Source organism: Campylobacter sp. 2018MI34, from assembly GCF_016598975.1.
GTDB lineage: Bacteria > Campylobacterota > Campylobacteria > Campylobacterales > Campylobacteraceae > Campylobacter_D.
In genome coordinates, this window is sequence record NZ_JAENKS010000048.1 from 1 (window position 1) to 1,524 (window position 1,524).

The 1,524-nt window shown below is 32.8% G+C and carries 1 protein-coding gene; it reads right to left on the reverse strand.

All coding sequences use genetic code 11. From position 1 onward, the window contains the following. Positions 1-1,524, reverse strand: a 1,524-nt coding sequence (locus tag JG676_RS07645) for a beta strand repeat-containing protein (protein WP_373563821.1), incomplete at both ends; no start/stop codon positions are given.

Below are 1,524 nucleotides of genomic sequence, written 5' to 3' on the forward strand. Positions count from 1 at the left end.
TACCATAGATGATTCCATTATCAGTATTTAAAATACCGCTACCATTTTTAGAAGTAATAGTTCCACCATTTTCAATGGTGATGCCGTGTGTTTGAACATCTACATCTTTTTGTCCTATGGTTCCTGTGTTGATTATACCACCATTATCACCTTGAATGGTTCCAGATACGGTGATGCTTGTATTTACTTGTTTGCCTGCTCCTATATAAATACCAGCATTACCACCTTCTAATCTACCTTTTACGTCTATGCCTTCGCCTGTGATATCTCTATCACTTCCATCAATGTGGATTGCATCATTGCCTGCTTTAATGACGCCTCCGCTTTCTATGGTGATTTTACCGATATTTGTTGTATTACCACTAACATCGCCATGCCCATAAAAACTTATACCATTTAAACTAGCTTCTATAGTTCCACTATTAGTAAGAGTTCCTATTTTATTGCCTGCTTCTACTAAGATACCATTAGAGTTTGATTGTATAGTGCCTTCATTGGTAAAATTTGTAATTGTAGTTGTTCTATCCAAAGCAGTCGAAAGTTTAATACCTGCTGCAAGATTATTATTGCTAGTTGATTCTATGGTTCCTTTGTTAGTAAAATTTTCAATAGTAGATTCAGCTAGTTTTATACCTATAATGCCAGAAATTAAACCATTGCTATCATTAGTAAAACTATCGATTGTGCCCTTACTTAAAGCTATACCTGATGAAACATAAAAAGATACAGCAGGTTCAGTATTTCCTATATTCTTTATAGTTCCTTTGTTAGTTAGAGTTTTAATAGTTGCACTTTCTATATTTAGTGCTCCAATATCCTTATTGCCCTGAATCAATCCATTGCTATCATTAGTAAAATTAGTTATTGTTGCACTACTAGCAATATTTATCCCTTGACCACTATTGCTACTTATAGTTCCACTATTGTTAAAAGTTTCTATTGTTGCTCCACTAGCAATATTTATCCCTTGTTTATTAGCGCTACTAATAGTCCCACTATTAGTAAAAGTAGTAATCTCAGTATTACCAAGATAAATAGCCTCACCATTGTTTGAACTTATAGTTCCACTATTGTTAAAATTAGTAATACTAGATTTAGAATCATCTTTTCCCCAAACTACTACTCCAAATTTAGAAGAACCATTTCCTATGATACCTTGATTGTCAAAGGTTTCTATGGTAGCACCACCACTTCTATTTACACCTACTTGAACACCAGAAGTATTGCTTCCACCTATAAGAGTTCCTTCATTTTTAAAAGTGGTAGTTGAAGAATCTTTTTGGAAATCAACAGCTATACTACTAGAACTAGTAACTATAACTGAACCACTATTTGATATAGTAAGAGTATTATTACTTCCAGTTATAGTTTGCGTAGAGTTTTGTGAGTCATTTATCGTAGTGTTAGTATTTTGATAAGTAGTTGTTGATTTAGTTTTGCTATCATCATAAGCTTCTACATTAGCTGTAGCATAAGAATAAGAACTTAAAAAAGAGATTGTAACTAAAGAAAGAACTAGTTTTT